The sequence below is a fragment of the Candidatus Blastococcus massiliensis AP3 genome, from assembly GCF_000582785.1.
Taxonomy (GTDB): domain Bacteria; phylum Actinomycetota; class Actinomycetes; order Mycobacteriales; family Geodermatophilaceae; genus Blastococcus; species Blastococcus massiliensis.
The window spans coordinates 84,273-108,672 of the sequence record NZ_HG931174.1 but is presented as its reverse complement, the minus strand read 5'-3'; the positions used below and the strand labels follow the sequence as shown (position 1 = coordinate 108,672).

25 protein-coding genes and 3 tRNA genes are annotated in these 24,400 nt (G+C 73.8%); 16 read left to right on the top strand and 12 right to left on the bottom strand.

Annotated features, from left to right (window positions below; translation table 11 throughout):
* Window positions 1-10 precede the first annotated feature (10 nt).
* Window positions 11-409 (bottom strand): hypothetical protein, encoded by a 399-nt coding sequence (locus BN344_RS08995; RefSeq protein WP_155858825.1) that lies wholly within the window; start codon window positions 407-409, stop codon window positions 11-13.
* A gap of 194 nt (window positions 410-603) precedes the next feature.
* Between BN344_RS08995 and cimA the strand changes: the two genes are divergently transcribed.
* On the top strand, window positions 604-2,190 hold the full coding sequence (gene cimA / locus BN344_RS08990; RefSeq protein WP_040338252.1) for a citramalate synthase: 1,587 nt from the start codon (window positions 604-606) through the stop codon (window positions 2,188-2,190).
* Here the strand turns inward: cimA and BN344_RS08985 are convergent.
* From BN344_RS08985 to BN344_RS08975, 3 genes are all read right to left on the bottom strand, one after another.
* Window positions 2,181-2,909, bottom strand: coding sequence for a glutamine amidotransferase (locus BN344_RS08985; protein WP_040338251.1), 729 nt, complete (start codon window positions 2,907-2,909; stop codon window positions 2,181-2,183). The two genes, cimA and BN344_RS08985, sit on opposite strands and share 10 nt — an antisense overlap.
* 5 nt (window positions 2,910-2,914) lie before the next feature.
* Window positions 2,915-3,277, bottom strand: coding sequence for a putative quinol monooxygenase (locus tag BN344_RS08980; RefSeq protein ID WP_231486678.1), 363 nt, complete (start codon window positions 3,275-3,277; stop codon window positions 2,915-2,917).
* A gap of 92 nt (window positions 3,278-3,369) precedes the next feature.
* On the bottom strand, window positions 3,370-3,774 hold the full coding sequence (locus BN344_RS08975; protein ID WP_040338250.1) for a VOC family protein: 405 nt from the start codon (window positions 3,772-3,774) through the stop codon (window positions 3,370-3,372).
* A gap of 43 nt (window positions 3,775-3,817) precedes the next feature.
* On the opposite strand from BN344_RS08975, the gene BN344_RS08970 reads away from it, so the two are divergent.
* The 6 genes from BN344_RS08970 to BN344_RS08945 all read left to right on the top strand — a co-directional run bounded on the left by BN344_RS08970 (window position 3,818) and on the right by BN344_RS08945 (window position 7,570).
* Window positions 3,818-4,636, top strand: coding sequence for a fumarylacetoacetate hydrolase family protein (locus BN344_RS08970; protein ID WP_081788512.1), 819 nt, complete (start codon window positions 3,818-3,820; stop codon window positions 4,634-4,636).
* The gene (gltX, locus tag BN344_RS08965) at window positions 4,633-6,105 is read left to right on the top strand and encodes a glutamate--tRNA ligase (protein ID WP_040338249.1); all 1,473 of its coding nucleotides are present in this window, start codon (window positions 4,633-4,635) and stop codon (window positions 6,103-6,105) included. Before BN344_RS08970 ends, gltX begins: the two co-directional genes overlap by 4 nt.
* Entirely contained in the window at window positions 6,102-7,145 is a 1,044-nt protein-coding gene (locus BN344_RS18995; RefSeq protein ID WP_051515747.1) for a CPBP family intramembrane glutamic endopeptidase, read from the top strand. Before gltX ends, BN344_RS18995 begins: the two co-directional genes overlap by 4 nt.
* Window positions 7,146-7,155: 10 nt before the next feature.
* Window positions 7,156-7,227: transfer RNA gene (locus BN344_RS08955), tRNA-Gln, on the top strand.
* A gap of 57 nt (window positions 7,228-7,284) precedes the next feature.
* A tRNA-Glu gene (locus BN344_RS08950) sits at window positions 7,285-7,357 on the top strand.
* A 140-nt stretch (window positions 7,358-7,497) separates the two neighbouring features.
* Window positions 7,498-7,570, top strand: a tRNA-Glu gene (locus BN344_RS08945).
* 59 nt (window positions 7,571-7,629) lie between these two features.
* On the opposite strand, the gene BN344_RS08940 is transcribed toward BN344_RS08945, so the two are convergent.
* On the bottom strand, window positions 7,630-10,080 hold the full coding sequence (locus BN344_RS08940; RefSeq protein WP_040338248.1) for a glycoside hydrolase family 3 protein: 2,451 nt from the start codon (window positions 10,078-10,080) through the stop codon (window positions 7,630-7,632).
* 120 nt (window positions 10,081-10,200) lie between these two features.
* Between BN344_RS08940 and BN344_RS08935 the strand changes: the two genes are divergently transcribed.
* Window positions 10,201-10,812: a TetR/AcrR family transcriptional regulator gene (locus tag BN344_RS08935; protein WP_040338247.1), complete on the top strand. Its 612-nt coding sequence runs from the start codon at window positions 10,201-10,203 to the stop codon at window positions 10,810-10,812.
* Window positions 10,813-10,823: 11 nt separating this feature from the next.
* Here the strand turns inward: BN344_RS08935 and BN344_RS08930 are convergent, their stop codons facing one another.
* On the bottom strand, window positions 10,824-11,525 hold the full coding sequence (locus BN344_RS08930) for an IclR family transcriptional regulator (protein ID WP_051515746.1): 702 nt from the start codon (window positions 11,523-11,525) through the stop codon (window positions 10,824-10,826).
* A 91-nt stretch (window positions 11,526-11,616) separates the two neighbouring features.
* Between BN344_RS08930 and leuC the strand changes: the two genes are divergently transcribed.
* Entirely contained in the window at window positions 11,617-13,023 is a 1,407-nt protein-coding gene (leuC, locus tag BN344_RS08925; protein ID WP_040338245.1) for a 3-isopropylmalate dehydratase large subunit, read from the top strand.
* Window positions 13,024-13,026: 3 nt separating this feature from the next.
* A complete protein-coding gene (gene leuD, locus BN344_RS08920) occupies window positions 13,027-13,626 on the top strand; it encodes a 3-isopropylmalate dehydratase small subunit (RefSeq protein ID WP_040338244.1) in 600 nt (199 codons plus the stop codon).
* Here leuD and BN344_RS08915 read toward each other — a convergent pair.
* The 3 genes from BN344_RS08915 to cofC are packed head-to-tail and all read right to left on the bottom strand — an operon-like array spanning window position 13,612 to window position 17,276.
* Window positions 13,612-14,547 carry an NUDIX hydrolase gene (locus BN344_RS08915; RefSeq protein ID WP_040338243.1) on the bottom strand — a complete coding sequence of 312 codons (936 nt, stop codon included), beginning with the start codon at window positions 14,545-14,547 and terminating at the stop codon, window positions 13,612-13,614. The two genes, leuD and BN344_RS08915, sit on opposite strands and share 15 nt — an antisense overlap.
* A complete protein-coding gene (locus BN344_RS08910) occupies window positions 14,531-16,615 on the bottom strand; it encodes an RNA degradosome polyphosphate kinase (protein ID WP_231486676.1) in 2,085 nt (694 codons plus the stop codon). The genes BN344_RS08915 and BN344_RS08910 overlap by 17 nt, the downstream gene beginning before the upstream one ends.
* Window positions 16,616-16,619: 4 nt before the next feature.
* Window positions 16,620-17,276 (bottom strand): 2-phospho-L-lactate guanylyltransferase, encoded by a 657-nt coding sequence (gene cofC / locus BN344_RS08905; RefSeq protein ID WP_231486674.1) that lies wholly within the window; start codon window positions 17,274-17,276, stop codon window positions 16,620-16,622.
* 120 nt (window positions 17,277-17,396) lie between these two features.
* On the opposite strand from cofC, the gene BN344_RS08900 reads away from it, so the two are divergent.
* From BN344_RS08900 to BN344_RS08890, 3 genes are read left to right on the top strand one after another with little or no spacing between them, the layout of a single operon-like run.
* Window positions 17,397-18,230 (top strand): lysophospholipid acyltransferase family protein, encoded by an 834-nt coding sequence (locus BN344_RS08900; RefSeq protein WP_051515745.1) that lies wholly within the window; start codon window positions 17,397-17,399, stop codon window positions 18,228-18,230.
* Window positions 18,227-19,222 (top strand): NAD(P)H-dependent glycerol-3-phosphate dehydrogenase, encoded by a 996-nt coding sequence (locus BN344_RS08895; RefSeq protein ID WP_040338241.1) that lies wholly within the window; start codon window positions 18,227-18,229, stop codon window positions 19,220-19,222. The genes BN344_RS08900 and BN344_RS08895 overlap by 4 nt, the downstream gene beginning before the upstream one ends.
* Window positions 19,223-19,246: 24 nt before the next feature.
* Complete coding sequence (locus BN344_RS08890) at window positions 19,247-20,374, top strand: cystathionine gamma-lyase (protein ID WP_040338240.1); 1,128 nt, start codon at window positions 19,247-19,249, stop codon at window positions 20,372-20,374.
* On the opposite strand, the gene BN344_RS08885 is transcribed toward BN344_RS08890, so the two are convergent.
* A complete protein-coding gene (locus tag BN344_RS08885) occupies window positions 20,345-21,127 on the bottom strand; it encodes a CDP-alcohol phosphatidyltransferase family protein (protein ID WP_040338239.1) in 783 nt (260 codons plus the stop codon). The two genes, BN344_RS08890 and BN344_RS08885, sit on opposite strands and share 30 nt — an antisense overlap.
* A 77-nt stretch (window positions 21,128-21,204) precedes the next feature.
* On the opposite strand from BN344_RS08885, the gene BN344_RS08880 reads away from it, so the two are divergent.
* A complete protein-coding gene (locus BN344_RS08880) occupies window positions 21,205-22,326 on the top strand; it encodes a D-alanine--D-alanine ligase family protein (RefSeq protein WP_040338238.1) in 1,122 nt (373 codons plus the stop codon).
* Window positions 22,323-22,988, top strand: a complete 666-nt coding sequence (locus tag BN344_RS08875) for a hypothetical protein (protein ID WP_040338237.1) — start codon at window positions 22,323-22,325, stop codon at window positions 22,986-22,988. The genes BN344_RS08880 and BN344_RS08875 overlap by 4 nt, the downstream gene beginning before the upstream one ends.
* Before the next feature lie 13 nt (window positions 22,989-23,001).
* Here BN344_RS08875 and BN344_RS08870 read toward each other — a convergent pair whose 3' ends face one another.
* Both BN344_RS08870 and BN344_RS08865 read right to left on the bottom strand, forming a co-directional pair.
* A complete protein-coding gene (locus BN344_RS08870) occupies window positions 23,002-23,520 on the bottom strand; it encodes a DUF3515 domain-containing protein (protein WP_231486672.1) in 519 nt (172 codons plus the stop codon).
* Between the two features lie 129 nt (window positions 23,521-23,649).
* A complete protein-coding gene (locus BN344_RS08865; protein ID WP_040338235.1) occupies window positions 23,650-23,883 on the bottom strand; it encodes an Lrp/AsnC ligand binding domain-containing protein in 234 nt (77 codons plus the stop codon).
* Between the two features lie 92 nt (window positions 23,884-23,975).
* On the opposite strand from BN344_RS08865, the gene BN344_RS20700 reads away from it, so the two are divergent.
* On the top strand, window positions 23,976-24,400 hold a 425-nt coding region (locus BN344_RS20700; protein ID WP_231486830.1), incomplete at its 3' end, for an AIR synthase related protein.

Here is a 24,400-nt window from a genome sequence, read left to right as displayed (position 1 = left end):
CTCTGTCGGGTCAGCTCGGGGGCTCCGCCAGCAGCAGGTCGCCGACGGGCACGGGCAGGCTCGCCCGCCCGGTCTCGCCGGGCGCGGGCCACTCCGGGCGGACCGTGCAGCCGGCGGGGGAGGACTCGACCAGCACGACCGACTGCCAGGACCAGTCCTCGGCCGGCTTCCCGGCGTCGACGACACCGGTCAGCGGCTCACCCGGCAGCCGGGCCCACCACCGGCGGTCCAGCGCAGCCAGCCCCTCGGCGCGCAGCAGCGCCGCGGCGTCCGCGGCCTTCCGGGCGTCGGCCAGCGGGGTGCCGGTGAGCAGCCGCGGCACGACCCGGCCCGCGGCGCCGTCGGGCGCCAGCCAGCCCACCTGCTCGCCGTCGGCGCGGTGCACGGGGGTCCAGCCGGGTGGGATCACGAGGGGGCAGCCTGCCAGCGGTGTGCAGCGCGTTCACGTGGTTTCCGGCGTGCGTGCTTTACTCGTCGCGATGTACGCCACCCGCTCGATCATCATCGTGTAGCGCGCAGTCCCCTCCTCGACTGCGCGCAGACCTCCCGTACCCGGGGGGTCTTTTTCGTGTTCGGGCCGGCAGCACCTTCCCAGGAGTTCCCATGACCACCAGCGAGACCGACTTCCACGTCTTCGACACCACCCTGCGCGACGGCGCCCAGCGGGAGGGCATCAGCTACTCCGTCGCGGACAAGCTCGCCGTCGCCCGGCTGCTGGACGAGATCGGGGTCGGGTTCATCGAGGGTGGCTGGCCGGGCGCACTGCCCAAGGACACGGAGTTCTTCTCCCGCGCCCGCACCGAACTCGACCTGAAGCACGCGCAACTGGTGGCGTTCGGGTCGACCCGCAAGGCCGGCGTGCGCGTCGAGGAGGACCCGCAGGTGCGGGCCCTGCTCGACGCCGGGTCGCCGGTCGTCTGCCTGGTCGCGAAGTCCGACGTCCGGCACGTCCGCGAGGCGCTGCGGACGACGCCGGAGGAGAACCTGGCCATGGTCGCCGACACCGTCGCCTTCCTCGTCGCACGCGGCCGGCGGGTGTTCCTCGACTGCGAGCACTTCTTCGACGGCCACGCCGCCGACCCCGACTACGGGGTGCGCGTGCTGCAGGCCGCGTTCGACGCCGGCGCCGAGGTCGGCGTCCTGTGCGACACCAACGGCGGCATGCTGCCGATGGGCGTCGGCCGGGTCGTGGCCGAGGTGCGCTCGCGGGTGAGCGGGAAGCTGGGCATCCACTGCCAGGACGACACCGGCTGCGCGGTGGCCAACACCCTGGCCGCCGTCGAGGCCGGCGTCACCCACGTGCAGGGAACGGCGAACGGCTACGGCGAGCGGGCCGGCAACGCCGACACGTTCGCGCTGATCGGCAACCTGGTCACCAAGATGGGCATCCCGGCGGTCCCGGCCGAGTGCCTGCCCGAGCTGCAGCGGGTGAGCCACGCGATCGCCGAGCTGGCCAACATCGCGCCCGACGACCACCAGCCCTACGTCGGGGCCTCGGCGTTCGCGCACAAGGCGGGGCTCCACGCCAGCGCGATCAAGGTGAGCCCCGAGCTGTACAACCACCTCGACCCGGCCGTCGTCGGCAACGACATGCGCATCCTGGTGACCGAGATGGCCGGCCGCGCCTCGGTGGAGCTCAAGGGACGAGAGCTCGGCGTGGACCTTGCGGGTCAGTCCGACGCCATCGGCCGCGTCGTCGACCAGGTGAAGGTGCTCGAGGCCGACGGCTGGTCGTTCGAGGCCGCGGACGCCTCCTTCGAGCTCCTCCTGCGCGGCCAGCTCCCGGACGCCCCGCCACCGCTGTTCGAGCTGGAGAGCTACAAGACCTCCGTCGAGCACTGGGGCAACGGCGTCGTGGTCAGCGAGGCGACGGTGAAGGTGCACGTCGACGGCGAGCGGGTGATCAGCACCGCGGAGGGCAACGGGCCGGTCAACGCGCTGGACAACGCGCTGCGGCAGGCGCTGGTGCACCGCTACCCCCAGCTGGCCGACGTCGCCCTGGCCGACTACAAGGTCCGCATCCTCGGCTGGAAGGGCGGCACCAGCGCGACCACCCGGGTGCTCATCGACACCACCGACGGCGTGGGGGAGTGGACCACCGTCGGTGTCCACGCCAACATCGTCGAGGCGTCGTGGCACGCGCTGGTCGACGCCCTGACCTACGCCGTCCTGCGCCACCCTCAGCCGTAGCGGGCCACGAAGTTCGCCAGCAGGCGTGGGGGGTGGGTGACCACCGCGGGCGTCAGCCGGGCGATGACCGCCTCGAGCTCGGACGGTGGGAAGTAGCCGGCGTCCTGGTAGATGTGCACCCGCTGCACGATCCCGGGCACGTCGAGCTCCGGGTGGAACTGGGTGGCGTAGACGTTGTCGCCCACCCTGAACATCTGCACCGGGCAGGCCGGCGACGAGGCCAGCAGCACCGCGCGAGGGGGCAGGACGCGGCAGGCCTCCTTGTGGCCGACGAACGCCTCGAACCGGTCGGGCACGCCGGCGAGGAGCGGGTCGGCCCGACCCTCCGGCGTGAGCGTCAGCTCGACCGCCGACACCGGCTCGCCGTACGTCCGGTCGACGACGCCGCCCTGGTGGGTCCCCAGGGTGCCGATCCCGTAGCAGGCGCCGAAGAAGGGCAGGTCCCGCCCGACGATCTCGTCGAGCAGCCCGCTGACCTCGCGCTCCACCCGCAGCTGGACCGGGGACTTCTCGTCGTCGGCGTCGCTGGAGTTGAACGGCCCGCCGCCCAGCAGGACCCCGGCGTAGCCGTCCAGGTCGAGGGCGGGCAGCGGGCCGCCCTCCAGACGGATCCGGCGGAGCCGGTCGGCGGGCAAACCGGTGAAGCGCAGGAACGAGGCGTACTCCTCGTCGGCCGCCTCGTCCTCGGGGCGGGAGGAGAGCAGCAGGAACGGCCGCACGCCGGTCAGCGGGGCTGGATCTCGCCCATCGGGCCCCAGCCGGACAGGTCCGGGGCGTCGACGTAGATGATCTGCGGCTGCGCGGCGACCAGGTCCGGTGCCTGCTCGACGAAGCGCTTGAACGCGTCCGTGCCCACGTGCGCGGCGCCGGCGTCGGAGTCGCGGAAGCCCTCGACGCAGACGAACGTGTCCGGATCATCGAGGCTGCGGGACCACTCGAAGAACAGCGAGCCCTCCTCGGCGTTCACCGAGCGGGCGTAGTCGGCGGCCAGCGCCACCCACTCGTCGGCGCGCTCGGGCCGGACGGGGAACTTCACGACGATCAGGATCACCTCGACATCGTCGTCCTCGGACGGCCCTGCGGCCACCCGCCGTCCTGCATCCCGCGACGATCAGGTGACCTGATCATGCGGCGTCCTCCCTCACCGTGGGACGTGAGGTAGGACGCTCGACGATCAGGTCACTTGATCCCGGCGGGCCGTACGGGCAGCGGGTCGATGCGCGTGCGCAGGAGGCAGAACTCGTTGCCCTCGGGGTCGGCGAGCACGTGCCACGTCTCGTCTCCGGTCTGGCCGACGTCGGCCCCCGTGGCGCCCAGGTCCAGCAGCCGCTGCAGCTCGCCGTCCTGGTCGCGGTCGGTGGGGCTCACGTCGATGTGCAGCCGCACCTTGCCCGGCGTCGGGTCCGGCACCTTCCCGAACACCAGGGTGGGCGCGGTGCCGCCGAACCCCTCGGCCGGTCCGATCTCGACGCTGCCGTCGTCCTCGCGGCCCAGCACCCGGTAGTCGAGGACGGCGGCCCAGAAGGCGGCGAGCGCCTCGGGGTCCCGGCAGTCGATCACGAGCTCGCTGAACCGGCAGGCCATGGCCGGAACCGTAGCGCCGGAGCGGCCGGACTAGCCTCGGTGCGTGCGCATCGTCCGCTTCGCCTCCCCTCAGGGCATGTCCTTCGGCGTCCTCGACGGAGACGGCCAGGTGGCCCAGATCGAGGGTCACCCCTTCGGCCAGATCTCCTTCACCGGGGCCCGCTACGCGCAGGCCGACGTCCGTCTGCTCTCGCCGATCCTGCCGAGCAAGGTGGTCTGCGTGGGCAAGAACTACGCCGACCACATCGCGGAGATGAAGGGACAGACCGGCGACGCCCCCACGGAGCCGCTGCTGTTCCTCAAGCCGTCGACGTCGGTGATCGGCCCGGGTGACGCCATCCGCATCCCGCCGGGGAGCACGAACGTGCACCACGAGGCGGAGCTCGCCGTGGTCATCGGCGCCCGCGGTGCCCGCAACGTGTCACCGGAGCAGGCGCTGAGCAGCGTCTTCGGCTACACGATCGGCAACGACGTCACCGAGCGCGACATGCAGCGCAGCGACGGGCAGTGGACCCGCGCGAAGGGCTTCGACTCCTTCTGCCCGCTGGGGCCGTGGATCGAGACCGACCTGGGTGCCCTCGGGCTGGACGCCGCCGACCTGGAGGTCACCTGCACCGTCGACGGCGAGCGCCGCCAGCACGGACGCACCAGCCAGCTCATCTTCGGCCTCCCGACGCTGATCTCCTACATCTCGCAGGTGATGACGCTGCTCCCGGGCGACGTGGTGCTCACCGGGACTCCGGCCGGGGTCGGGCCGATCCGGCCGGGTCAGCGGGTCGAGTGCACGATCGAGGGCCTCGGCACCCTGACCAGCTCGGTCACCGGCGCCGACGCCGTCTCCACCGCGGGCGGCGCCCGGTGAGCGTGCGCACCCGCTTCTGCCCGTCGCCCACCGGTCTGGTCCACGTCGGCCTGATCCGGACGGCGCTGTTCAACTGGGCGCACGCCCGGCACCACGGCGGGACGTTCGTCTTCCGCATCGAGGACACCGACGCCTCCCGCGACTCCGAGGAGTCCTACCGGCACCTGCTCGACAGCCTGCGCTGGCTGGGCCTGGACTGGGACGAGGGCCCCGAGGTCGGCGGGCCGCACGGTCCCTACCGGCAGTCGGAGCGCTCCGAGATCTACCGCGAGGTGGCCGCCAAGCTGCTCGAGTCGGGGCACGCCTACGAGTCCTTCTCGACCAACGAGGAGGTCGACGTCCGCCGCCGGGCAGCCGGCCAGGACCCGAAGCTCGGCTACGACAACCACGACCGGTACCTCACCGACGCGCAGAAGGCCGCTTTCCGCGACGAGGGGCGCACGCCCGTGCTGCGCCTGCGCATGCCCGATGAGGACCTCGTCTGGACCGACCTGGTGCGCGGCGAGGTGCGCTTCGCCGCGGGCGCGGTGCCGGACTTCGTGCTGGTGCGCGGCAACGGCGCGCCGCTCTACCCGTTCGTCAACCCGGTCGACGACGCCCTGATGGGCATCACCGACGTCCTGCGCGGTGAGGACCTGCTGCCGTCCACGCCGCGCCAGCTGGCCCTCTACGCCGCGCTGACCGACGTCGGCGTCGCCACGGTGACCCCGCGGTTCGGGCACCTCCCGCTGGTGACCGGCGAGGGGACCAAGAAGCTGTCGAAGCGGGACCCCACGTCGAACCTCGACGTCTACCGCGAGCGTGGCTTCCTGCCCGAGGGGCTGGTGAACTACCTGGCCCTGCTGGGCTGGTCGATCGCCGAGGACCGCGACATCTTCTCGACCGCCGAGCTGGTCGAGGCGTTCGACGTCTCCCGGGTGAGCGCCAACCCGGCGCGCTTCGACCTGAAGAAGGCCGAGGCGATCAACGCCACGCACCTGCGGGCGCTGCCGGTGGAGGAGTTCACCACCCGCGTCGTGCCCTACCTGGCCGACGCCGGGCTGGTCGGCGAGCCGCCGACGGCGGAGCAGGCCGCCGTGCTGCAGGCGATCGCGCCGATGGCGCAGGAGCGCATGGTCGTGCTGTCGGAGGCCGTCGGCCTGCTCGGCTTCCTGTTCGTGGACGAGGTCGTGATCGACCCCGCGGCCGCGGAGAAGCAGCTGTCCGGTGAGAACGCCATCGCCGTGCTCGACGCGGCCACCGCCTCGCTGGGCGAACTGGCGGAGTGGAGCACCCCGGCCATCGAGGCGGCGCTGAAGTCCGCTCTCGTCGACGGGCTGGGTCTCAAGCCGCGGCTGGCGTTCGGGCCCGTGCGGGTGGCCGTCAGCGGGCGCACCGTCTCCCCGCCGCTGTACGAGTCGATGGAGCTGCTGGGCCGGGAACGCACGCTCGCCCGGCTGACCGCGGCCCGCGGGCTCGCCGGCGGATGACCGCCGCGGCGCCGGAGGAGCGGGAGGAGGAGCAGGCGCCCTACACCGGGCCGCCGCCCACGCTGCGGCCGTCGTCGGACGTGCCCGCGCCGGCGCTGACGCAGGAGGACGACGCCGCGCCGGACCCGCAGCCGGAGCGACCGCCGTCGTACCTGCTGGCGATGCGCGACGGCCCATGGGCGTGGTGGCGTCCCGTCGCGGGGCTGCTGCTGATCGCGTTCCTGCTCGGGATCGGGCTGATCCTGACCCGGATCGTCGACCTGCTGTTCGGCGTGGGCGCGGACCTCGACGCCGTGCCGCTCACCTGGCGCGGCCTCCTGGTCGCGAACCTGCTGCTCGCCGTCGCGCTGCCCGCCGTCGTCCTGGCCTGGCCGGTGGTGCACGGGGTCGGTCCGGGACCCGGGCTGTCCGTCGCGGGCCGGCTCCGGTGGCCGCTCCTGCGACGGCTGGGCCTCGTCGCCCTCCTCACCGCCGGGGTCGGCGTGGCGCTGGCCACCGGCGGCGCCGTCCTCCTCGCCGACCGCGACGTCACCGGTCCGGTGCCGGACCTGGCCTGGGTGCTGCTGGTGGGCCTGCTCACCGTGCCGCTGCGCGCCGCCGCGGAGGAGGTCCTGTTCCGCGGCTACCTGAGCCAGGCGGTGGCCGGGTGGATCGGCCGTCCGCGCACGGGCGCGGTCGTCGCCGCCGTCCTCAGCGCGCTGCTGTGGGCAGCGCTGTACGGGACCGACGATCTGACCGTCTTCCTCGGCCGGGTGGCCCTCGGGCTGGCCGCCTCGGCCGCCGTGGCGCTCACCGGCGGCCTCGAGGCGGCGATCGCGCTGCACGCGGTCTGCGGGGTGGTCGTCCTCCTCCTGGGTGCGGGCCTGGGGGAGGAGGCCGTGCCGGCCCTGACGCCCTCCGGCCCGGGTGAGGTGTTCGCTCTCCTCGGGGCCGCAGGACTGGCGGGTTTCCTCGCTCTCGTGGCACGCGGTGGCGCGCGGAGCACAGGGGGGTCCGACCACCGTCCGGTGCGTCGGGTATCGTCTTCTGCGGCGCCGTGAGAACGGCCCATGGGGTATGGGGTAATTGGCAGCCCGACGGTTTCTGGTTCCGTTAGTCTAGGTTCGAGTCCTGGTACCCCAGCGAGGCAATGGCATGGCTTCTCCGAAGCTGTGCCAGCTCCTCCGAGCAAGACAGCACGGCCCCGTCGTCTAGCGGCCCAGGACGCCGCCCTCTCACGGCGGTAGCGAGGGTTCGAATCCCTTCGGGGCTACGCATCGAGAGCCCCCGACCGAGTCCGGTCGGGGGCTCTCGCCGTTCCCCTGCCTGTGGTCGACCCGTGTGATCGACCCCCGTGTGATCGACCCCGCACCGGTCGGGCCACCGCGGCATGGCAGAATCGGGGTGCAGCACGGCCCCGTCGTCTAGCGGCCTAGGACGCCGCCCTCTCACGGCGGTAGCGAGGGTTCGAATCCCTTCGGGGCTACAGCGCAGCGCGAGCCCCCGACCGGTACCGGTCGGGGGCTCGCGGCGTTCCGGCCCGGGCTACAGCGTCAGGGGCGTCTCGAACGGCAGGTCGACGGCGCTGGTGCCGACCCGCAGCCGGTAGGCGCCCGGCTCGTACCGCCAGCCGTCGGCCCAGTGCGCCAGGTACCGGGTCGCGACGGCGACGTCCACCCGCGCCGTCCCGCCCGCCGGCACCCGCACCGGGGCGGAGCCGACCAGCCAGCGCACCGGCCGGTCGACGGCGGACCCCGCACGTTCGGCGTAGACCTGCACGACCTGCTTGCCGTCGCGGTCGCCGCGGTTGGCCACCTCGGCGGTCACCGTCACGACGTCGCCGGGGCGTGCCTCGGTGGGCGCGTCGATGCCGGTGAGGTCGATCCGCGTGTAGCCGCGGCCGCTGCCGAACCAGTACGCGGGTGGGGCCTCCTGTCTCAGCCAGGCCCGGTAGCCGATGTGGATGCCCTCCGCGTACTCCAGGGCCCCGTCGACCGGGGTGCAGGAGAGCACCGGGACGTCGGCCTCCTGGGCCGGCCAGGTGGTCGGCAGCCGCCCGCCGGGCTCCGCCGCGCCCAGCAGGACGTCGGCGACCGCGGTGCCGAACTCCTGTCCGCCGAACCAGCCCACCAGCACGGCGGCGACGTCGTGGCGCCACGGCAGGAGCACCGGGGCGCCCGCGTTCACCAGCACCACCGTGCGCGGGTTGGCAGCGACGACGGCCCGGACGAGGTCGTCCTGCCGCCCGGGCAGGGCCAGCGTCGTCCGGTCGTAGCCCTCTGACTCGACGACCGAGTTCGTGCCGACGACGACCAGTGCCACGTCGGCCGCCGCGGCGGAGGCAGCGGCCTCGGCGATCAGTGCGTCCGCGTCGACGTCGGCCGGCTCGGTGCCGAGGCGCAGCGACATGGCCCGTGCGGCGGGACCGCGGCGGCGCCGCAGGTCGTAGACCAGCCGGATGTCGAGCGGCTTCCCCGCGGTGAGCCGCACCTCGGCCGACGCCGTCGGCGGGTCCATGAAGGAGGCACCCAGATTCGTCCCGTCCGGGCGGAGGCGCTGCTCGACGAGCAGCTCGCCGTCGACGTACAACCGGGCGGTGCCGACCAGGGCGTAGCCCAGCCGGACGGCGCCGCTGTCCGTGGGGGTCAGCCGGGTGGACAGCTCGAACTCCGCCGCCTCCTCGATGGGGACGTCACCGCCGAAGTAGACGAGGTTGCTGGAGCGCCGGTCCTCGGCGAGCAGCTCGGCGCCGTCCTCGGCGAGGAAGCGCGCACGCAGGCCGGGGGAGCCGGTGACGGGGTTGGTGAGCTCGCGCAGCGGCAGCTCGGCGACGCCCTGCTGCACCACCGCGCCGACGGAGTAGCTCACCTCGACGCCGGGCAGGGCGGCGCGGAGCCCGTCCAGCGGGGAGACCGTGTACTCGGGCACGACGGTCGCGCTGCCGCCGCCCTGGGTGCGCGCCGCGGAGGCGTTGTTGCCGATGACGGCGACGGACCGCAGGGCCGTGGGGTCCCAAGGCAGCTCGCCCCGGTTCTCCAGCAGGACGGTGCCCTCCGTGGCGGCCTCGCGGGCCAGGGCCGGACCGTCCTCGACCAGGACCGGCTCGGCCGGTGAGGTGCCGGGCAGGGCCCCGACGCGCTGCGCGAGCCGCAGGATGCGCAGCACCTTGCGGTCGACGTCGCCCTCGTCGATCTCGCCGTCCCGGACGGCGGTGACCAGCGCCTCGCCCCACGGCCCCTGGGGGCCGGGCATGACGAGGTCCTGCGACGCCTTCGCGCTCTCCAGGCTGCGGACCCCGGTCCAGTCGCTGATGACGACGCCGTCGAACCCCCACTCGCTGTTCAACGGCGTCTCCAGCAGCGCGTTCTCGCTGGCCGTCGCGCCGTTGATCGAGTTGTAGGAGCTCATGACGAGCCAGGCCCGGGATTCGACGACCGCCTTCTCGAACGCCAGCAGGTAGAGCTCGCGGAGTGTGCGGTCGTCGGCGCGGACGTCGACGGTGAAGCGGTCGGTCTCGAAGTCGTTCGCGATGTAGTGCTTGGGGGTCGCCCCGACGCCGTTGTCCTGGACCCCGGTCACGTAGGCGGCGGCGAGCTCGGCGGTGAGGACCGGGTCCTCGCTGTAGCACTCGAAGTGCCGGCCGCCCAGAGGTGACCGGTGCAGGTTGATCGTCGGGCCCAGCACGACGTCGACGCCCTTGCGCCGGGCCTCGACGGCGGCCGCCGCGCCGTAGCGGCGCGCGAGCCCGGGATCCCAGGCGGCGGCCAGCGCCGTGGCCGAGGGCAGGTTGAGCGAGGGGTCCCGCTCGTCCCACAGCTCGCCGCGGACGCCGGAGGGGCCGTCGGAGACGAGGATGCGGCGCAGGCCGATCGTGTCGAGGCGCCAGGTGGTCCAGTAGTCCCGCCCGGTGAGCAGCCGCACCTTCTCCTCGAGGGAGAGCGCAGCCAGGGCGTCGGTGAGCTGGGCGTCCGCGGGTGCGGCGGCGTCGGTCGTCATGGGCCCGCTCTCGTCAGGGGTGGTGCGCTGCACCCGGCCGGGTGAGCCAGCGCACAACGTAACGACAAAACCGAGCCGGTGCTAGGTTTTCCCTCCCCGCCCTCGCCTAAGCTCCGGGGCATGACGCGACCCGCCACCACGTCGCGCGGGGAGTACGCCAAGACCGCGGGCCGACGGCAGCGGATCGTGACCGCAGCGGTGGAGGTCTTCGCCGCGTCCGGCTACCGCACGGGCTCCCTCCGGGACGTCGCCGAACGCGCGGGTCTCAGCCAGGCGGGCCTGCTGCACCACTACCCGAGCAAGGAGCGCCTGCTCCAGGCCGTGGTCGACTGGCACGACGAGCAGTCGGGGAAGGTGGCCGTCGAGGCGGTGGCGGCCGGGCTCGACCCGCTGGCCGCGTTGGTGGCGTTGGTCGAGCACAACCAGCGCAATCCCGAGTCGGTCGGGCTCTACGTCGTGCTGTCGGCCGAGGCGACAGCTCCGGACCATCCGTTGCACGAGTACTTCGTCAGGCGTTACGCGGGCACGGTCTCCCTGCTGCGGGCCCGGCTCGACGGCGCTGCCGAGGCGGGCCTGCTCCGCCGGGACGTCGATCGCGCGGGGACGGCGCGGGCTCTGGCGGCGCTCATGGACGGCCTGCAGGTCCAGTGGCTCTACGACCGTGAGTCGGTCGACATGGCCGGGGAGGTCCGCCGCTACCTCGCGCCGTTGCTGGCCGTGGGGGGCCGGTAGCCGAGCGGACCCTAGCGAGCTGCGCGAGCGATGGCGGCGGCGGCGTCGAGGACGGCGCCGACCACCTCGGGGCCCGGCCGCCGGCCGAGCCGCTCGACCGGGCCGGAGATGGACACCGCCCCCAGCACGGAGCCCGCGCCGTCGCGGACCGGCGCCGACAGGGAGGCGACCCCGGCCTCGCGCTCGGCGATGCTGTGCGCCCACCCGCGGCGGCGGACGTCGAGCAGCGTCCGGGCGGTGAAGCTGGCGTTCGGGAGCAGCCGGTTGACCTCGTCGACGGGCGTGAACGCGAGGAGTGCGTGGGCCGCGGAGCCCGCGGTCATCGGCAGTCGTGCGCCGACGGGGACGGTGTCGCGCAGGCCGCTGGTGCGTTCGGCAGCGGCGACGCAGACCCTGCTGGCGCCGTCACGGACGTAGAACTGGGCGCTCTCGCCCGTCGCGTCCCGCAGCGCCACCAGGTGCCGGCCCGCGAGGTCGCCCAGGTCGGCCGAGCCGCGGCCGAGCTCGGCGAGCGCCGGCCCGGGGGCCCAGGTCCCGGTGTCGGTGCGCCGGACGAGCCGGTGGCCCTCGAGCGCCACGGCCAGTCGGTGGGCCGTGGCACGGGGCAGTCCGGTGCGCGCGACCAGCTCGGCGAGGGTGGCCGGCTCGTCGGCGACCGCGCGGAGGATCGCGACCGCTTTGTCCAGAACCGCAACGGGGTTAGGCTGTCCCACACAGCAATACTTGCATCTCACACAGTGAGACACAACCACTGTGCGAGAACCGCGCGACGGGACCGGGCGACCCCCGGTGAGAGGACGAACCGTGCCGAAGACCCTGGCCGAGAAGGTCTACGACGCCCACGTGGTGCGCAGCGCCGCGGGTGAGCCCGACCTGCTCTACATCGACCTGCACCTCGTGCACGAGGTCACCAGCCCCCAGGCCTTCGACGGCCTGCGTGCCGCCGGGCGCACGGTGCGGCGTCCCGACCTCACCATGGCCACCGAGGACCACAACGTCCCGACCCTCGACATCCTCAAGCCGATCGCCGACCCGGTCAGCCGGGCCCAGGTGGACGCGCTGCGCCGGAACACGAAGGAGTTCGGCATCCGGCTGGCCCCCATGGGTGACCGGGACCAGGGCATCGTGCACGTCATCGGCCCGCAGCTCGGCCTGACCCAGCCGGGCATGACCATCGTCTGCGGCGACAGCCACACCTCGACCCACGGCGCGTTCGGCGCGCTGGCGTTCGGCATCGGCACCAGCGAGGTCGAGCACGTGCTGGCCACGCAGACCCTGCCCCAGTACAAGCCCAAGCAGATGGCGGTCACCGTCGACGGCGAGCTGCCCCCGGGGGTCTCGGCCAAGGACGTCATCCTCGCGGTCATCGCCCGGATCGGCACCGGCGGCGGCCAGGGCTACGTCATCGAGTACCGCGGCAGCGCCATCGAGAAGCTCTCGATGGAGTCCCGGATGACCATCTGCAACATGTCGATCGAGGCCGGCGCCAAGGCGGGCCTGATCGCCCCCGACCAGACCACCTTCGACTTCCTGCAGGGCCGCCCGCACGCACCGCAGGGGGCGGACTGGGACGCCGCCGTCGCCCACTGGTCGACGCTGCGCACCGACGACGACGCCGCCTTCGACCACGAGGTGCGCATCGACGCGGCGGCCCTGACGCCCTACGTCACCTGGGGCACGAACCCCGGCCAGGGGCTGCCGATCGACGCCAGCGTGCCCGACCCGGCCGACTTCGCCGACGAGGGCGACCGCCGCGCCGCCGAGCAGGCGCTGGAGTACATGGGCCTGACCGCCGGCACGCGCCTGCGTGACATCAAGGTGGACACCGTCTTCCTCGGCTCCTGCACCAACGGCCGGATCGAGGACCTGCGGGTCGCCGCCGAGCTGCTGCGCGGCAAGCGCATCGACGGCGACACCCGGATGCTCGTCGTCCCCGGTTCGGTGGCGGTCAAGGCGCAGGCCGAGACCGAAGGTCTGGACCGGGTGTTCCTCGACGCCGGCGCCGAGTGGCGCGGGGCCGGGTGCTCCATGTGCCTGGGCATGAACCCCGACCAGCTCAAGCCGGGGGAGCGCTCGGCCTCCACCAGCAACCGCAACTTCCAGGGCCGGCAGGGCAAGGGCGGGCGCACCCACCTGGTCAGCCCCGCCGTGGCCGCTGCGACCGCGCTGACCGGTCGCCTGACCGCCCCCGCCGACCTGATCGGAGCCTGACTCGTGGACGCCTTCGTCACCCACACCGGCAACGCCGCGCCGCTGCGCCGCACCAACGTCGACACCGACCAGATCATCCCGGCCGAGTACCTCAAGCGGATCACCCGCACCGGCTTCGAGGACGGCCTGTTCGTCGCGTGGCGCACCAACGAGCCCGACTTCGTGCTCAACCGGCCCGAGTACGCCGACGCCTCGATCCTGGTCGCCGGACCCGACTTCGGCACCGGCTCCTCCCGCGAGCACGCGAACTGGGCGCTGCTCGACGGCGGGTTCCGGGTGGTCATCAGCTCCCGGTTCGCCGACATCTTCCGCAACAACTCGACCAAGGCCGGGCTGCTCACCGTCGTGCTGCCGCAGGCCGAGGTGGAGCGGCTCTGGACGGCGATCGAGGCCGACCCGGCCACGCAGGTGACCGTGGACCTGCAGTCGAAGACGGTGAGCTACGCGGACGTCGTCGTGCCGTTCGAGATCGACGACTACATCCGCTGGCGGCTGCTCGAGGGGCTCGACGACGTCGGCCTGACCGAGCGGCACCTCGACGACATCCAGGCGTTCGAGACGAACCGCCCCGCCTGGCTGCCGCGCGCGCTACCGGCCGCCTGACGGATCCGGGGGCGCGACGTCGCGGTAGTAGTCCGCCACCAGCGCCCCCGGGCGGCCACCCAGGGCCCACACGCTGCCCTTGGCGGCCGGCGGGAGCAGCCCCGGCACGCCGTGGCCGTGCACCCCGAGGGCCTGGAGGACCGTGGGGATCGTCCCGCCCTGACTGCACACCACGGTGACGCCAGGTCCGTCGAGCAGCCGCAGCGCCGTCTCCAGCGCGCGCTGCGGGTCGCCGCCGAACTCCGGCTCGCCCCACTCGGGGTGCTCCTCGACCGTTCCCCCCAGCCGGCCGGCCAGCGGCGCCACCGTCTGCCGGCAGCGCAGCGGCGTCGCACTGACGACGGCGCCCGGCCCGAACAGCGGCAGCACGTCGGCGAGCCGGCGGGCCTGCTCCTCGCCGGCGGCCGTGAGGGGGCGCTCCCCGTCCGGACCGGTCCACCTGTCGCTGCTGCCCGCCTTGCCGTGCCGCACCAGCAGCAGCCGCACCTCGGGAGGCAGGTCGGTGCGCGCGGCGTCGGCGAGCACCTCCCGGTCGTGCTCGTGGGTGACCAGTGCGGCGGCGTCGGCGGGGGAGAGCCACCGCAGCTCGTCGCACTCGTCGTTGGGCAGGAACGTGCCTCCGGCGCAGCGCATCAGCCAGTAGTCCACCCGTTTCGGCACGCCCTCGACGTCGTACCGGGTCGTCAGACTCCGGCGGCCGGGGACGACGGCGAGCCCGGTCTCCTCGACGATCTCGCGGCAGGCGGCCTGCAGGGCGTGCTCGCCGGGCTCCAGCTTGCCCTTGGGCAGCGACCAGTCGTCGTACCGGGCGCGGTGCACGACCGCCACCTCGATCCCGGACTCCTCGATCCCGGACCCCGCGGCCCGCCACACGACTCCGCCGGCGGCCGCGATCTCCCTGCCCTCAGCCGGCGAGGGCATGGATGCGGTCCATCAGGTCGGCCTGGTAGTCGCGTCCTTCCAGCCGCTCCCACTGCCCGTCGCTGCGCAGCTCCCAGCACCGCACGTCCGGGCCCAGCGCGGCCTCGAGCGCCTCGTGCAGCTGCCTCCGGGCGACGTCGTCGCACACGCGCAGCAGGACCTCGACGCGACGGTCGAGGTTGCGGTGCATGAGGTCGGCGCTGCCGATCCACCACTCGCGCTCGCCGCCGTTGACGAAAGAGATCACCCGGCTGTGCTCGAGGAAGCGGCCGACGACGGAGCGCACACGGATGTTCTCCGAGAGCCCCTCCACCCCGGGGCGCAGGGCGCAGATGCCGCGGACGAAGAGCTCGACGGGGACGCCGGCCTGCGAGGCCTCGTACAGGGCGTCGATGATCTTCTCGTCGACCAGCGAGTTCACCTTGATGCGGATGCCGGCCGGACGGCCCTCGGCGGCGTGCCGCACCTCGCGGCGGATCTTCTCCACCAGGCCGTTCCGGACGCCGTGGGGGGCGACCATGAGGGTGCGGTAGTTGGTCTGCCGCGAGTAGCCGGTGAGCACGTTGAACAGGTCGGTGAGGTCGGCGCCCACCCGGGGGTCGGCGGTGAGGATGCCGAGGTCCTCGTAGAGGCGCGCGGTCTTCGGGTTGTAGTTGCCCGTGCCGATGTGGCAGTAGCGCCGGATGACGCCCTGCTCCCGGCGCACCACCAGCGCCGTCTTGCAGTGGGTCTTGAGGCCGACCAGCCCGTAGACGACGTGGCAGCCGGCCCTCTCCAGCGAGCGGGCCCAGCTGATGTTGGCCTCCTCGTCGAAGCGGGCCTTGATCTCCACCAGGACGACGACCTGCTTGCCGGCCTCGGCCGCCTCGATGAGCGCGTTGACGATCGGTGAGTCACCGGAGGTCCGGTAGAGCGTCTGCTTGATCGCGAGCACGTTCGGATCGGCGGCGGCCTGCTCGATGAAGCGCTGCACGCTGGTCGCGAACGAGTGGTACGGGTGGTGGACCAGGACGTCGCCCTCGCGCAGCGTCGCGAACACGCTCTTGGGCGTCTCGCCCTCGCTCAGCCGCGGATGGGTGGTCGGCACGAACGGCTCGTCCTTGAGCTCGGGCCGGTCCAGGTCGTACAGGGCCATGAGCGAGGCGAGGTCGAGCAACCCGGGCACGTGCACGACGTCGTCGGGCTGCACCTCCAGCTCGGAGACGAGCACCTCGAGGATCCGCGGGTCCATCGGCTCGGCGACCTCCAGCCGCACCGCCGGTCCGAAGCGGCGGCGGGCCAGCTCCCGCTCGAGCGCCTGGAGCAGGTCCTCGTCGCGGTCCTCCTCGACCTCCAGGTCGGCGTTCCGGGTGACACGGAAGAAGTGGTGGTCGAGCACGTCCAGGCCCGGGAAGAGCTGGGACAGGTGGGCGGCGATGAGCTCCTCGAGCGGCAGGAAGGCCGCCGACGGCGCACCGTCCGCCACCGACCCGGCGATCGCCACGGGCACGAAGCGGGGCACGTTGTTGGGCACCTTGAGCCGGGCGAAGCGGGGTGCGTTGGTGTCCGGGTCGCGCACCGACACCGCGAGGTTCAGCGAGAGCCCGCTGATGTACGGGAAGGGGTGCGCCGGGTCGACCGCCAGCGGCGTGAGCACCGGGAAGACCTGGTCGCGGAAGTACTCCCGCAGCTTCAGCGCGGCGGCCTCCTCCAGCTCGTCCCAGTGGACGATGCGGATACCGGCCTCCTCGAGCCGCGGCAGCACGTCCTTGTTGAAGACGTCGGAGTGCCGCTGGACCAGCTCCTGCGTCCGGGCCGTGACCCGCTCCAGCTGCTCCCGGATGGTGAGCCCGTCGGGGGAGCGCACCGTCAGCCCCGTGCTCTGCCGGCGCTTCAGCCCCGCGATGCGGACCATGTAGAACTCGTCGAGGTTGCTCGCGAAGATCGCCAGGAACTTCACCCGCTCCAGGAGCGGCAGCCGGTCGTCCTCCGCCAGCTCCAGCACGCGGGCGTTGAAGTCCAGCCAGGACAGCTCCCGGTTCAGGAAGCGGTCGGCCGGGAGGGGGACGGCGTCGTCGCGGGAGGGCACCGGTTCATCGTGCCGCACCGAGGTGAACGGCGAGAGTCGGCGAACCGGCCAGCAGGGCCGCGGTCCGGGCTCCCACACCCAGAGCCACGGCCGCCCGCAGGTCCTCGACGGTGTCGACGTCGCGGACCAGCCCCGGCCACGCGCCGTCCAGGGGGACCGCGCCGTCGTCGCGGTGGAGCCGCGCGGACCCCGTCCCGAAGCGCGGCCGCAGCGGGGTGCCGCGCGCGGTGAGCATCGTGGTCCCGCTGCCCTGTGCGTCGGGGACGAAGGACCGCGGGGCGGCGTCGGCGGCGCGCAGGGCGGCGGCGAGCTCGTCCGGTCGTAGCGCCGGCAGGTCGGAGGAGAGGGCGGCGACGGCCGTCCCGAGGGCGACGCGGGCGCCGTGCTCCAGGGCCGGGTTCAGCCCGCGGTCCGGCTCGTCGGCGACCGGGCGGGCACCCAGGTGGCGCACCAGCGCCGCGGCCGCGGGCTCGTCGGTCACCACCACGACGTCGCCCACCGACGGGCACGCCAGGGCCGCCGCCACCGTGTCGGCGAGCAGCGCGAGCACCAGCGCCTCGTGGGCGTCGGAGGCCCCGTCGGCCCGGTCGGTCAGCGGCCGCAGCCGGGTCTTGGCCACGGCGAGCCGCTTCGCCGGGACGACGACCGACCACGGGGACACGGCGACAATGGCAGCACACCGCTCGGCGCCGGTCGCCGCTCCCCGGGGACCCCGGTGCTCCCGCCGGGGGACCGCAGGGTCGATCATGGGGCAGATCACAGGAGACGGGGAGGACAGCCGGTGGCGGAGCAGACGTCCTGGCGGGGCTCGGACGACGGGTCCGCGCCGGTCGAGCGGCCCCCGAGCCGCCGGCCCGGCAGGTGGCGCACCCGTGGGCGCATCGGCTGGGCGTTCTGGCTCTGCATCGCCGTCGTCTTCCCGGCGTCGAAGCTGATGTTCCGCATCCGCTACCGGCACGGCGACCGCCTGCCCAGGAGCGGGCCGGTGCTGCTGGTGGCCAACCACGTGTCGATCCTCGACCCGATCGCCTGCGCCCGGCTGGTGTTCGACCACGGCCGGATGCCGCACTTCCTGGCCAAGGAGTCGGTGTTCAAGGGGCTGGCCGGGGCGATCCTGCGGTCCGCCGGTCAGATCCCGGTCGCCCGGTACTCCTCGGACGCGGTGGGCGCCCTGGCCGCGGCGCAGGACGACCTGGCCGCCGGCAACGTGGTGGTCATCTACCCCGAGGGCTCGGTCACCCGCGACCCCGAGTGGTGGCCGATGGAGTCGCGCACCGGTGCCGCGCGGCTCGCGCTGACCACCGATGCCGTCGTGCTGCCCGTCGCCCAGTGGGGTCCGCAGCGGCTCCACGACTACCACGCCAAGAAGCTGTACCTGCGGCCCCGGACGCCTGCCGACTACTACGTCGGCGAGCCGATCGACCTCTCCGAGCAGCGCGCTCGGGTCCGGGCCGGGGGACCGGTCACCGCCGAGCTGCTGAAGGAGACCACCGACCTCATGATGGGCCGCGTCCGCGACCAGTTGGCCGAGCTGCGCGGCGAGCCCGCGCCGGTGGCGTTCTACCCGCGCCCCCGGCGCGAGCTGCCCGGCGACCTCGCGGGAGGTGTCGCGTGAGGCGGGCGGCGGTCCTGGGAGCCGGTTCGTGGGGGACGACGTTCGCGAAGGTGCTCGCCGACGCCGGGTGCGACGTCGCGCTGCACGCCCGCCGGCCCGAGCTCGCGCGGGCGATCACCGAGGACGCGGAGAACCGCGACTACCTGCCCGGCATCCGGTTGCCCGCGTCCGTGCGGGCGACCACCGACGCCGGCGAGGCCCTGCAGGGAGCCGAGCTCGTGGTCCTCGCCGTCCCCTCGCAGTCGCTGCGGGGCAACCTCGTCGACTGGGCGCCGCTGCTGCCGGCCGACGCCACGCTGCTGAGCCTGATGAAGGGCATCGAGCTCGGCACGACCAAGCGGATGAGCGAGGTCATCTGCGAGGTCACCGGCGCGGGCGCCGACCGGGTGGCGGCGCTCTCGGGGCCCAACCTGGCCCGGGAGATCGCCGAGGAGCAGCCGGCCGCCACGGTCATCGCGTGCAGCGACGGCGACCGCGCGGCCCAGGTGCAGGACGCCTGCAAGACCCGCTACTTCCGCCCCTACACCAACCCCGACCTGGTCGGCTGCGAGCTGGGTGGCGCGGTGAAGAACGTCATCGCGCTGGCCTGCGGCATCGCCGAGGGGCTGGGGTTCGGGGACAACACCCGGGCGTCGCTGATCACCCGGGGGCTCGCCGAGACCGCGCGGCTGGGCATGGCCCTGGGCGCCGAGCTCACCACCTTCGCGGGGCTCGCCGGACTGGGCGACCTCGTGGCCACCTGCAGCTCGCCGCTGTCGCGCAACCGGACGTTCGGCGAGAAGCTCGGCCGCGGCATGACCGTGCAGGAGGTGCAGGAGAGCACCCGGCAGACCGCCGAGGGCGTGAAGAGCTGCCGCTCGGTGCTCGACCTGGCCCGGGCGCACGGGGTCGACGTCCCGATCACCGAGGCTGTCGTGCGGGTCTGCCACGACGGACAGCCCGCGGCCCGGATGGTGCAGGCGATGATGTCCCGCGAGGCCAAGCCGGAATGACGAGGCCCGAATGACGAAGCCCGAATGAGCTGGGGGGACGGCACCCGCTCCGTGCGGGCGGGGGAGCACCCCGCCGTTCCCGGTGCGCCGCTGCGGCCGTCGCCGGTCTTCGCCGCGCCCTTCCACCTCGGTGACCTGCCGCCGCGCGCCGGTGGCCGGGACGCCTATGCCCGCACCGAGCACCCGACGCTGCGCGATTTCGAGGCCGCCGTCGGCGAGCTCGACGGGGGGCGGTGCCTCTCCTTCGCCACCGGGATGGCGGCGCTGACGGCGACGGTGCTGGCCTGCGTGGGCAGCGGAGACCGCGTCGTCCTGCCGTCGGACGGCTACTACACGACCCGCATGCTGGGCGCCGAGGAGCTGACCCGGTTCGGCATCGCGGTCACCGAGGTCCCCACCCCCGAGATCGAGCGCTTCGCGGCCGACGGCGGCCTGGCGGGCGTGGCGATGGTGCTGCTGGAGACGCCGAGCAATCCGCAGCTCGACGTCTGCGACATCGCCGCCGTGGCCCGCGCCGCGCGGGCGGCCGGCACCGTGGTCGCCGTCGACAACACCACGGCGACGCCGCTGGGCCAGCGGCCGCTGGCGCTGGGCGCGCACCTCACCGTGGGCAGCGACACCAAGGCGCTGACCGGTCACAGCGACCTGCTGCTGGGGCACGTCAGCACCGCCGACGACGAGCTGTACGCGCAGGTGCTGGGCTTCCGGAACCGCACCGGGAGCACCCCCGGCCCGTTCGAGGCCTGGCTGGGGCACCGGTCGATGAGCACCCTCGACCTGCGGCTGGCGCGCCAGGCGCAGAACGCCGCCGCGGTGGCCGAGCTGCTGGCCTCCTCGCCCGCGGTCACCGGGCTGCGCTGGCCCTGGCGCGTGGGCGACCCCTCCTCCGAGGTGGCCGGGCGGCAGATGCTGCGCCCCAACGGGGTGCTCTCCTGCGAGCTGGCGGACGAGGACGCGGTCGCCCGGCTGCTCGCCGGCACCCGGCTCTGGTCGGCGGCGACCAGCTTCGGCGGCGTGCACAGCACCGTCGACCGGCGGGCGCAGTGGGGCGGCGACGCCGTCCCGCCCGGGTTCGTGCGGTTCTCCTGCGGCATCGAGGACACCGACGACCTCGTCGAGGACCTAGGCCGCGGTCTGGCCGCCCTGGGCTGACCCGGCCCGCTGCCCGCTGCCGGCCACCGTGAGCCAGACGCTGACGGCGGTGTAGTAGACGGGGTAGGCGAGGCTCAGCGCCACGGCCACGGGGTGCGGGTCGGGGTACTGCAGGAGCAGCACGACGACGCTCACCAGCCAGGCGGTGGCCAGCCCCATGTTCAGGCTGCGCAGCAGGACGGTGCGCGAGGGGTAGACGTACTTGATCGGCACGAACACCAGCACGGTCAGCACCACGAGGAGGACGGCCACCGCGGTGGTGCCGAGGTCCAGGACGATCGCGTAGAGGGCGACGATGTTCCAGTAGCTGGGGAAGCCGAGGAAGTAGTGGTCCTCGGTCTTCGCGTCGACCCGGCAGAACTGGTAGCAGGAGGCCAGCAGGGGCAGCGCGGCCACCACCCAGCCGACCGCGCCGTCGGGCAGCCGGTCCGTCGTCCAGAGCAGCACGACCGCGACGAAGGTGAACGTCAGGTAGTCGACGATGTTGTCGAGCAGGGCGCCGTCGAACCAGGGGATCGTCTCCTTGACCCGGAGACGGCGGGCCAGCATGCCGTCGGTGCCGTCGACGAACAGCGTGGCCAGCACCAGCCACAAGGCGGTCTCGACCTCGCCCTCGATGGCCGCGAGGACCGTCAGGAGGCCCAGGACCGCGCCGGAGGCCGTGTACAGGTGCACGGCCCAGCCGGCCAGCCGGGCGCCCCGCGAGAAGGCGGGGGCCGGGGACCCCGACGGCGCGGCGGCGTGATCGTGCACGCGTCGAGGCTGCCACACCCGCCACGCCCCGGCGGGACGGCGCGTGCGCCCGGGAACGCGGCACTAGGGTCGACCCGATGAACGGGCAGGCAGGCAAGGTGCGCGTCGCGGTCGTGTTCGGGGGCCGCAGCGCCGAGCACGCCATCTCCTGCGTCTCGGCCGGTGCGGTCATGGCTGCGCTGGATCCCGAGCGCTACGAGGTGGTGCCGGTGGGCATCGCCCGCGACGGGCGCTGGGTGCTGACCGACAGCGAGCAGGCGTTGGCCATCACCGACGGCGAGCTCCCGGAGGTCACCGGCGGGACGGCGGTCTCCCTGGTCGGTGACCCCGCCGGCCGGGGCCTGGCCGTCCTCGAGCCCGGCGCCGGCATGGGCGAGGTGCTCACCGCGGTCGACGTGGTGTTCCCGGTGCTGCACGGCCCGTTCGGCGAGGACGGCACCGTGCAGGGGCTGCTCGAGATGAGCGGCCTGCCCTACGTGGGCTCCGGCGTGTTCGCCAGCGCGGCCTCCATGGACAAGGAGTTCACCAAGAAGCTCCTGGCCGCAGCCGGGCTGCCGCAGGGCGACCACGTGGTGCTGCGCGACGCCGACGGCGCCGTCTGCCCCGATCCCGCGGTGCTCGACGACGCCGCCCGAGAGCGGCTCGGACTGCCCGTCTTCGTCAAGCCGTCCCGCGCCGGTTCGAGCATCGGGATCACCAAGGTCACCGACTGGGGCCGGTTCCCCGAGGCGGTGGCCGCTGCCGCCGCCGTCGACCCCAAGGTGATCGTCGAAGCGGCCGTCACCGGCCGGGAGATCGAGTGCGGGGTCCTCGCCGCCCGCGGCACGGGCCTCCCGGAGGCCAGCGTGCCGGCCGAGATCAGGTTGCGCGAGGGCGTGGACTGGTACGACTTCGCCGCCAAGTACCTCGACGACGCGGCCGAGTTCGACATCCCCGCGGACCTCACCCCGGCGCAGACGGAGGCGGTGCAGGCAGCGGCCCGCCGCGCCTACCTGGCGCTGGACTGCCGGGGCCTGGCCCGCGTCGACTTCTTCCTCGGCACCGGCGCCGACGGCGCCGAGCAGCTGGTGATCAACGAGGTCAACACCATGCCCGGCTTCACCCCGATCTCCATGTTCGCCCGGATGTGGGCAGCCAGTGGCGTGGACTTCGCCGAACTGGTCGACCGGCTGGTGTCCGGCGCCCTGGCTCCACGGTGAGCTCCGGACGGTGGCCCCGCCGCCGGGTCGCCGTCCTGCTGGCCGTCCTACCCGTCGTCGTCGTGCCCGCGTGCGGTCGAGAGGACGAGGGGACGGCGGAGACCGCGGTCGCGGCGCCGTCCCTCCCCGCCTCCCCCGAGGAGCTGGAGCCGCTGGTCGTCGAGGAGGTGCCCTCGGGGCTGCCGCGGCTGCCGGACGCCGAGATCGAGCCGCCGGCGGGAGCGAAGCGGGTCGAGGACGTCGCCGGGTACGCCGACGACCCCGCCCGCGAGCGCGCGGTCCTCCGGGACTACGACTACCGCCACGGCTGGGAGCGGTTCTGGGGGCCCGGGACGGGGGAGGGGCCGCTGACCGGGGTCTTCATCGACCAGTTCGAGGACGGCGAGGGTGCCGGCGCGTACGCCGAGGACCTCGCGCGCAACGACGCCGCGCACTACGGCGGGCTGCTGAGCGAGGGTGACCCGGACCTGCCCGACGGCTGTCGTGAGCTCCAGGTGGCCGAGCCCCGCCGGCCGGAGCTGTCCGGTCCCGCGGCCTTCGTGTGGTGCACGCGCGGGCCGTTCAGCGTCGCCGTCACGGCCGTCGCCGCTTCCCTCGACGGCGCGACCGACGAGGTCCACGCCGTGGTGGTCGCGCAGCTGGACAGGCTGCCGGCCGGATGACGGGCGGCCGCGCTCAGGGCCCGGGGGTGGGCTCCTGGTAGGGGAGTGCCTCGGCGATCTGGGTGGTCAGTGCCGTCACCGGGGCGCTGTCGACGCCCGGCGGCAGGGTGAGCTCCACGTAGACGGGCCGGTCGACCGTCGTCCAGACCGTGGTCTCGGGATCGTCGGTGTCGACGTACCACTGCACGCCGTTGATCTGGATGGCCGCGGCGCCCGTCACCCAGCCCGCGGGCCGCTCCACGCCGCAGCGCAGGACGACGGCCGGGTCGCCCCAGGCGTAGGCGAACGGGGAGTCCGTCTGCACCGGCCGGGACGGCTGGCGGGCCAGCTCCAGTGGCAGGACGGCCATCAGCGCCGTGCAGGGCCCCTCGGTCTCCGGCGTGACCGGGGGGACCTCCACCGGCAGCGGCGGGAGGTCGGCGCGCTGCTGGGGAGCCGTGCCCTCGATCTCGGCCGGTCCGCGCGCGGCGGTGTCGTCGTCCTCGTTCCCGCCGCCCAGGACGTTGGCCAGCACGACCAGCACCACGACCACCGGTACCAGGACGGCGGTCGCGATCAGGGCGATGCGCCGCAGCGGGTCGTCGGGGCGCTCCGGCGCAGGCGGGTGCTCGGTCAGGGTGTCAGAGCTCGCAGGGGTAAGGCGGGCGGGGCGGGAGGACCGTCAGATGTTGACGACGGGGCAGGTCAGCGTGCGGGTGATGCCGTCGACCGACTGCACCCGCGCCACGACCAGCCGACCGAGCTCGTCGACGGTCTCGGCCTCGGCGCGCACGATCACGTCGTAGGGGCCGGTCACGTCCTCGGCCCGGGTCACCCCGCTGATCTCGCTGATGGTCGTGGCGACCTGGGCGGCCTTGCCGACCTCGGTCTGGATGAGGATGTAGGCGTGGACCACGGGAGATCCTTCCTCCGGCAACTGCGCCGATACGTCGTCCCCGCCGTCTGGCGGTCAGTTCGGCAACCTACCCCAGTGATCGGAGGCACCCGGTGAGTCGGCCCCGTCCGTTCGTGCCGCGCGAGGACGGCGCCGACACCGTCGGGGCCGTCGGGGAGTTCGGCGTCATCGCCCGCGTGCTCGCCCGCACCGGTACGGCGGCCCTGGCGGAGGTGGGTCCCGGGGACGACGCCGCCGTGCTGGCCACGCCCGACGGGCGGGTGGTGGCGACCACCGACGTCCTGGTGGAGGGCCGCCATTTCCGGCGGGACTGGTCGACGGCCGAGGACGTCGGGCACAAGGCCGCCGCCGCGAACCTCGCCGACGTCGCCGCGATGGGTGGCACGACCACCGCGCTGCTGGTCGGCCTGGCCTGCCCGGCCGACACCCCCACCGCCTGGCTGGAGGGCGTGGCGACCGGGATGGCGGCGGAGTGCGCGCCCCTGGGGGCCGCGGTCATCGGCGGCGACACCGTCGC